The organism is Anaerobacterium chartisolvens (assembly GCF_003337415.1).
GTDB classification, from domain to species: domain Bacteria; phylum Bacillota; class Clostridia; order Acetivibrionales; family DSM-27016; genus Anaerobacterium; species Anaerobacterium chartisolvens.
This window is the reverse complement of the sequence record NZ_QPJT01000052.1, coordinates 1-8,740: the sequence shown is the minus strand read 5'-3', so window position 1 is coordinate 8,740 and position 8,740 is coordinate 1. Positions and strand designations below refer to the sequence as shown.

The window sequence follows — 8,740 nt, the reverse complement described above, 5'->3', positions numbered from 1 at the left end:
TCTCTTTTTCTCAGATGCTCTATAAGCTCCTTTTTCCTGCTCTTAAGGCTCTCCAGCACCTCCCCGGAAACGACGCCGGCAGGCGCCTTATACCGCAAAGCTCCGTCCTCTGCCCATAGCCTTATTTTCATTGCCTCAAGCTCTTTTACAAACTCATGAATGGTATTTACAGATTCCTTCACTGCCGCCGCCCCTTTCTGTTAATTGTATTTTATACGCCGCTTATTCATCCCTTTTCACATTTGCCCATAGCCTTACTCTCTCAAAAGGATATACGGGCAGATGAACCTTGTTGAAATTCCGTTCCCCGTATATCCTGCCCCAGCTAATGTCAGCACCCTTAACATAGAGCTTGCACAACTCGTTTAACAGCTCTCTGTCATTCATATCGTAAATGGTTTTGTCCGAAAGAAATTCTTCAGCAAGCCTGCTTGCCTCAATCTTTTCCGATTTTGACCCATCCCCCTGTTTTGCAGCGTCGGTGTTTTGCGGTACAGCGTTGTGATAGCCGTAGAACACACCCTCCGCAGATGTAAGCAATCCATTTTGCTTCACCGCCAGAATTTTTGCTTTTAATTCTTCAATGCTTCCCGCCACAAATGCCAGCCTGTGTGCATAGTGTCCTCTTCCGGTGTTTGCCGTAAAGCATGTGTCCATAAAACCGCATATGTCTGCGCCTTCAAAGAATTGTATATACCTGTCTATATAATCATATAATACACTTTCTTTTATAGCAGACATTGTAAATATATTCAAGTCCTGCTGCTCATGGTCATGCTTGCTCGCAGCCTCCCCAGCCTCCTCCAGAACAATATGGCAATTAGTTCCGCTAAAGCCGAAGGAGCTTACTCCGGCTCTTCTGGGCTGTTCTCCCGACTCCCACAGGCGGCGGCTGTCATTTACATACATGGGAGATTCACAAAAATTTATATACGGATTTGGCTCCTCAAAATTTGTTATGGCAGGGACCATTCCATTTTTCATTGAAAGTATTACCTTTATAACAGACGCAACGCCCGACGCGGCTACAACATGTCCTATTGTAGTTTTTACCGAGCCTATTGCACAAAACTGCTTTTTACGCGTATATTTTGAGAATGCATTTGAAAGTGCCTTAACCTCAATGGGATCTCCCAGAACCGTCCCCGTGCCGTGAGCTTCTATATATGAAAGGCTTTCGGGATTTATCCCGGCTTCCTTCCACGCCTGAATTATAACCTTCTCCTGAGCATGAGCATTAGGAGAGGTTATTCCGTTGGAGGCACCGTCGTTATTAACTGCGGAGCCCTTTATTACCGCATAAACGTTGTCCCTGTCTAAAACAGCCTTCGATAACGGCTTCAGCATAAGCACTCCCACTCCCTCGCCCCATACCGTGCCGTTTGCCCTTTTGTCGAAGGTTCTTATTACTGAATCCCCCGATTCAACCATTGACAGCATTGAGCCCTGTCCTTTTATATCATGCTGTATGGAAAGGTGTACGCCTCCTGCAAGCGCATAGTCACATTCTCCGTTTTTCAGCGTTCGGCATGCCTCATGTATTGCAGTAGCACCCGAGGAGCAAGCGGTGTCTATTACCATTCCCGGCCCGCTGAGATTTAAAAGGTATGAAAGCCTTGTCGCAAGTATTCCCGTCCATGAGCCTGTCAAGTGCATGGCATTCTGCTCGGTGGCAATGCTGTAAATGGAAGAATTGGTGTAATCCCGTCCCACATATATTGCCGTCCTTGTTCCATAAATCTTTTTCCCTCCATACCCGGCATCCTCTATCGCCTCCATGGCAATCTCCATAAATACCCTCTGAATGGGATCAATAAACATCGCCTCGTTTTGGGATATGCGGAAAAAATCAGCGTCAAATTTATCTATCTCGTCAAGATATCCCGCCTCCGCAAACTCCACCCTTCCCTGCCGGACATCCTCCTCGGTAATTTGGGAATTGATCATGGAATTCCTGAAGGATTTGTTGGCAAGTATGTCAAGGTAATCCTTCCTTCTTAAGGGTGAAAGCTCCCCTATGCAATTCCTGCCGTTTATTAAGTTTTCCCAGTACTGCCCTATGCTGTTAGCCCTCGGAAACCTGCATGCCATGCCTATAACCGCTATCTCGTTCTCTTGTGTCTGAGGCTTCGTCTTAAGCTCAGCCAGCATTTTGGAGGCTTCTTCCTTGGATAGGGCATTAGCGGCAACCTGCCGGATAATATAGCTTTTAATCAGACTCATCTTCATCCATCCCCAAATTAATCAGTTTTTCGGCTTCCTCTATTGACATTTCACCTTTTGAAAGCTTTTCAAGCACATCGTCCAGGCTGCTGTCCGGCTCGTTGTCTCCGTCATTTCCCTCATCTTCCATTTCAAGCTCTCCCGCATTGCCGTTCCTGCTGTCTATGTACTGTGCCATTTCATTTATAGTGGAATATGTAAACACATCCGATATATCAACCAGCCCTCCGTATTTCTTTTGCATTTCCCTGAGCAGTCTGGTAGCAAGTATGGAATCTCCCCCGACATTACTAAAGTTGTCAAAAATATCCACATCCTGTATTCCCAGCACGGTACTCCATATGCCCGCAAGCTCATATTCGGTTTGGGTATAGCTCTGCCCCACCCTTCCCTTAAGAACTACTCCCGTACCGACAGCCGCTGCCGGCGTTACAGCGTTGGGGCTCTTACTGCGACTGTTTTTTTCAACCTCGCTTTGTATTTCCTCGGACAGGGCAACCGGAAGCTCTCCCTGTGCCCCGGCAAGGATTGCATAGTTTATTTTTGATGGAATTACTCTCGCCATGCCTGAGCTTATAAGCCTTTCAAACGCTTTAATTGCTGCGGCCGTCGAAATGGGCAGAAAAACGTCATCCTCTCCAACAGCATTATAGTCAACCGCCATTCCTGTTTCGCTCCACGCAGGCCAGCCTATTGCAGCAGCCCTTCTGCCCTTTTTCAGCATATACCCTGCATATGCATCCATATAGGTGTTTGCGGCGGTATAATCACTTTGGCCCGGTGCCGCAAGCAGGCTTGATATGGAAGAAAACATGACGAAGAAGTCAAGATTATCTTCCTCCGTAAGCTTTGCTAAAAACGCTGTTCCCGCTATTTTAGGCGATATCACCGCATGAAGAGCTTCCTTCTCCTTATTGATTATAAACCCGTCTCCCGCAACTCCCGCTGCGTGTATAACGCCGTTTATGCTTCCAAATTCCTGCCGTACCTCCGAAATCACTTCTCGCAAAGCCCCGATGTCTGCAACATCGGCACTGTAATGCACCACCCTTGATCCCGATGCCTCGATTTCCCTTATGGTGTTTATCAGCCTGCACAGCTTAAAGTGTTTATTTTCTTCCGTGATTCCGTCCCATTCGTTCCGCTCGGGTATTGGGGTCCGGTTTATCAGGCACAGCCTTACATTGTTTTGAGACGAAAAATACCGGGCTATCTCAAGTCCTATTCCCCCCGCCCCTCCTGTGATTATGTACACACCGTCCTCTTTAATTTGTACTCTATTGTTTCCAATAGCCTCGGCATCTGCCTTCCTAAGCTCCTCAACATATCTAATGCCATTGCGGTAAGCCGCAAAGCTCCCCGCGCCGGAGCTGTCCAACAGGTTTAAAATGTCCCCGGCAGACATACCGTCATCTATATCAAGGCCTCTTAATCCCAAAGCCTCATATTCGTTTGCCGCAACCCTCGCAAATCCCAGCAGCGCAGCGTTATGCGGCTTTATGCACGGCTCGTCTCCCGAAACCTCAAACGCATAATCAGTTATAACCGTTAAATTAATATTGCCTGCCTTTTGACCTATCAGGGCTTTTGTCAGAAAGAAGAGGCTGTCTATCCCCCGCTCAACATTTTCGCCGTTTTTATCGGCAGGATCAAGGTTATGTGCTTCATCTATTGAAAGCATGTGCAAAACGGTGCCGACTTTTCCGGCTGTGGCTGAAATCAGCTTGTCATAGTCCTCCTGAGCCTGTCCTACAGCATACCTGTATTCATCCTTCGCCGCATATCCGTCCCCTGCTTCCACCTCATATACCTTAACACCCTTATTTCTTAAAATATCTGATATTTCCTCCGCCAGCCCCCGGCTATCCTTAAATACAAGCACAGCCGCGCCGTCCGTCAAAAGCCCGGTATGCTGTGCCGGCTCAGGCATCCATCCCGTATAATAGAAATCCGGCTCTTTCTCTACCGGCTTACGCGCTTCGGCAAAATGAACCTTTTTTACGGTATAATAATCTACCCTTGCAAAAACATTGCCGTCAGTGTCTATCAAGGCTATTTCAAAGGTACCTGTTTCACTGCTTTCTTCTTTCTGTCCCGATTTACGGATATAGCTATAAATTTTTGAGGGCATTCTTCCATATATTTTGAGCTTTTTATACGACAGAGGCAGGTAAAGCCCCTCCCCGACCTGATCATTGACCATATTTACCGCACTGTCCATAATGGCGGGATGAAGGTAATACTCATCCATATCCCCGCTGTAGGCTTCGGGAAGCTCAAAATAGCCCAGCGCCTCTTTATCTCCTATGTATACCTTCTTCATATTCATAAATCTGGGCCCGACCTCTACCGCCTGCATCATATCGGTATAATCAATGTCCTGTTCGGAGGAAAATCTTTTTTTCAATTGCTCCATATCATATTTGGGAAGCTTTTCCTTTCCGGCAAAGGAAAAGCTTCCCTCAACATGCCTTACCCATCCCCCCTCATGCCCCGATCTGCTTACCACTGCAAAATCTCTGCGGTCCTTGCCTTCCCTTACAATAATTTGAGCCTCAACAGGAGAACCTTTCTCCGCCGCAAGAGGCGTAATAAAAATTACCTCTGTTAATTCAACGGCATCCTGAGAATTATACCTTGAGGCTATTTCTCTCGCTATTTCAATGTACGCCGTCCCGGGTACAACATAGTTCCCCGCTATCTTGTGCTCATTGAGTACCCAATGCCTGTCAACACTGAACATGGTGGAGTATATGTCCGAATCCATCGAGCTTACCAGACACGCATCCAGTATGGGATGGCCTATATGTTCCGCACTGTGCGATTGCGGCACTATATGGAAATTCCCCGGCTTTACCCAGTGCCTTTCCTTTAAAAAGGGATACGCAGGGAGACTGACTTTTTTATATTTAGAGCGTGAATAAAGCCTTTCCCATTCTACGTCCGCTCCCATAACGTAAGCGCCGCACAGCCTTTCCGCCATTTCCCCGGTGTCCTCAGAACCTTCGGCCTTTAAAATGCCTTCCACCAGCCTCCCGGCCTCTTCGCTTAAAGCCTTTTTGTCAGACTCTGTAATTTCCCCCACATCTTTTACGCTCTTAGAGGCTGAAACTATTTTATGCTGTCCGAAAAATATTCCTTTTGAGCTTATATCTGCCGGGTTACAGCCTTTAATGCTATTAAGCCTGTCTTTTAGCTCCCATTCGTTTTTAACTGCTATCGCAAGCCTGATGTTATAGTGTCCCCTTCCCGTGGCGGAAGTAAAGCATATGTCCTCCGCCTTAAGCGCTGAAGGCTTTTGATACAGCTCATTATACCTGTCTACCAGCTCGCTGAGGCTGTCAATGCTTCTGGCGGACAGCACGAATATATTAGGATAATGCTTTTCCTTTAAAGCTTTTGTCGCGCTGCTCTGTTGTGCATTATACTCCTCCAGCACCATATGGCAATTTGTACCGCTAAGCCCGAAGGAGCTTATTCCGCATCTCCTTGGAAATTCTAATCCTTCCCATGCACTCAGCGTGTCATTTACATATACAGGAGAATCCTCAAACGGAATTTTTCTGTTCGGCCTTTCAAAATGCAGGCTCGGGGGAAGCTCGCCATGCTTTAAAGCCATAGCCGCCTTTATAAGTGAGGCAATTCCCGCCGCATGATCTAAATGCCCTATGTTTGTCTTTACCGAGGCCACCGCACAAAACTGCTTTTTGTCGGTATAATGCTCAAAGGCTCTCTCAATGCCTCCGATTTCTATAGGATCTCCCAATCTGGTTCCCGTTCCGTGAGTTTCTATATATGTCACAGTTTGAGGGTCAATATCGGCATTTTTCCATGCCCTGAGTATTACCTCCTCCTGTGCCGCCATGTTGGGAGCAGTAATTCCTACCGAGCTTCCATCCTGGTTTGAAGCACTCCCCCTTATCACCGCGTATATATTATCCCCATCCTCCATAGCCTTGCTTAGAGGCTTTAGCAAAACCGCACCCGCGCCTTCGCCTATTCCCGTACCGTCCGAGCTGTCGTCAAAGGTTCTCGCCCTTGAAGTTGACGAGCCTATGCCTATATTTCCCTGCCCCTTATTCTCTCTTATGGGTACAACCAGCACCTTTGCCGCACCAGCCAGAGCCATGTCGCATTCTCCCAGCCTTATAGCCTGACATGCCGTATGAACTGCCATAAGAGCCGATGAGCACGCAGTATCAATAGTAATGCTGGGGCCTTTCAAGTCCAGTATATACGCTAGCCTGCTTGCTATGACGGATCGTATATTGCCGGTAACGGCAGCCTCCTCATTTGAGGATGACACCATTCTGCTGTACCTCTTATATTCCTCTCCGAAATCCGTGCTATGGCCGACATAAATCCCCGTTCTGCTCCCTGACAGCCTTCTTCCCCCATACCCCGCATCCTCAACGGTTTGCCACATAACCTGCAACAGAATCCTCTGATGAGGGTCCATCAAATCGGCCTCCATTGGCGAAATGTTGAACATGCGGCAATCAAACGTGTCTATTCTGTTCATGAAAGCACCCTGCGGGTACTCTATATCTTCACTCGGCACTCCCAGTGTTCCAAGCACGCTTATATAGCTTTCACATTCCTTTTTTCTCTCCTCTGAAACTTCACAAACAAAGTCCTTGCCTCTTTTTAAACCCTCCCAGAAAGCCTCTATGTTTTCCTCACTGCCAAACACTCCCGACATGCCTATAATCGCTATGTCCTTCCTTGAAATACTCTCCAGCCTTTGTCGGGGCTTTATATTCTCATCAGGCCTGTCCCGGCCTTTAAATTCAAGAATTTTCTCCATACGCTTTATACTCCTCATGTATTAATCCCTTGCCTGCCGCTTCTTTTAACCGTCAACTGCCGAAATGACTTCTATGATATCCATATAATAAAATATAAGCTCTTCCATCTTTTCTTTGGAGATTTTAGACCCGTCATATTCAAATATGAAATTTATGTCTCCTTCTGCTTCCTCCGCCCTGACAATTATGTCGTAAAGCCTTAAAGCATTATCCTGAAAGCCTTGAAAATTATAGGTATAAAGCACAAGCACCGAGCCTTTGTCCTTATCAAGCCTTATCTTGTCTAAATATCTAATGGGTATAACATTGTCTATACCTCTTGATTCCATTTTCATTGAAACACGGTAAATTAAGTCATTAATATCGTGAATTTCCTCAAGATTAAAGCTTTCGGCGCGTATCTCCCTATCCTTGCCGGAAATGTGTACAGGTAATTTCTGCACACCCGATACCTCTGAAAGCATGTAAATGAGTGCAGAAATGAGTATATCCTCTTCCTTCCTCCCAAGCCTGTATGCCATTGATTTAAGCCTTCGGTATAAATCACATCCCAAAACAGTCCGTATTACAGTTCCGTCATTATATCCCCCGGCACAAGCAAAAAAATCCTCCGGCATTTGAAGCCTGTCTATTTTAAGATCCTTTATTTTAAATACATCCCTGTTCTCAATAATGCCCGCCAGCTTTGAGACGGTGGGGTATGCAAAAATGTCTGCCACACTCACAAGTCCCGGATAACGCTTTTCCAGCTCCCAATGCATTCTTACAATTAAAAGGGAATTCCCTCCCAGCTCGAAAAAGTTGTCCTCCACTCCCACCAAGTCCCTGTTCAAAACCCTCTGCCATATTTGTGCAATAATGCTCTGCGCCTCCGTGTCGGCCTCTTTATAGCTGCTTGAAAGCTTGGGCCTCACATAACCCGGCTCGGGAAGAGCGCCTCTGTCTATTTTGCCGTTGGGGGTTAAAGGAAGGCTTTCCATATAGACAAACATTTCGGGCACCATATAATCGGGAAGCTTTGCAGACAAGCTTTCCCTCAGCACGGCAAGAGAAGCTTCCTCCGGCGCGGAATAATATGCGGCAAGATACTTATCTCCCGCTTCATGGCATTTTGCAATTACTACGCACTCAGTTACTCCAGCGCACGCCTTAAGATGCTTTTCAATCTCCTCCGGCTCTATCCTGTAGCCCCTTATTTTGACCTGCTGGTCTATCCTCCCAAGGCACTGCAGCCTTCCGTCGGGCAAATATTTTGCAAGGTCTCCCGTCCTGTACATCCTATCGCCCTCAAAAAACGGATCGGCCAGGAATTTTTGTTCCGTAAGCTCTCTCCTGCCTAAGTACCCTCTTGCAACCCCGTCTCCCGATATGCAAAGCTCCCCGTGTACACCCACAGGCTTCAGCCTGCCGTGTGCGTCCAGTATATATATCCTTGTGTTGGCTATTGCACTGCCTATGTCTATAGGCCTTTTTACGTCAAGCAGCGATACCGATGACCACACCGTTGTCTCGGTCGGGCCGTACATGTTGTATATCTCCGCTTCGGTATGCTTTCTAAGCTCGCTTACGAGACTCTCGGGCACCGCTTCCCCTCCTATCATTACAGTCCTCAAGCCCTTAAGGCACGACAGGCTGCTGCTCCCCGTAAGCAGAAGCTGCATCCTTGAAGGAGTCATTTGCAGCATGTCCACTTTATTTATGTCTATTAC

At 47.0% G+C, this 8,740-nt stretch carries 4 protein-coding genes; all 4 read right to left on the bottom strand.

Translation table 11 applies throughout. The features are described 5' to 3' along the window. Positions 1-182, bottom strand: a 182-nt coding sequence (locus DFR58_RS21245; protein WP_147273233.1) for a TubC N-terminal docking domain-related protein, incomplete at its 3' end; no start/stop codon positions are given. A 40-nt stretch (positions 183-222) separates the two neighbouring features. After that, on the bottom strand, positions 223-2,223 hold the full coding sequence (locus tag DFR58_RS21240) for a type I polyketide synthase (RefSeq protein ID WP_170138280.1): 2,001 nt from the start codon (positions 2,221-2,223) through the stop codon (positions 223-225). Continuing rightward, positions 2,210-7,030, bottom strand: coding sequence for a type I polyketide synthase (locus tag DFR58_RS21235; protein WP_170138279.1), 4,821 nt, complete (start codon positions 7,028-7,030; stop codon positions 2,210-2,212). The genes DFR58_RS21240 and DFR58_RS21235 overlap by 14 nt, the downstream gene beginning before the upstream one ends. A 45-nt stretch (positions 7,031-7,075) precedes the next feature. Then, on the bottom strand, positions 7,076-8,740 hold a 1,665-nt coding region (locus DFR58_RS21230), incomplete at its 5' end, for a non-ribosomal peptide synthetase (RefSeq protein WP_147273232.1).

What these genes read in the sequence shown, in the direction of transcription:
- DFR58_RS21240 (WP_170138280.1), bottom strand. Translation starts at nt 2,223, where the DNA reads ATGAGTCTGATTAAAAGCTATATTATCCGGCAGGTTGCCGCTAATGCC.
- DFR58_RS21235 (WP_170138279.1), bottom strand. Translation starts at nt 7,030, where the DNA reads ATGGAGAAAATTCTTGAATTTAAAGGCCGGGACAGGCCTGATGAGAAT.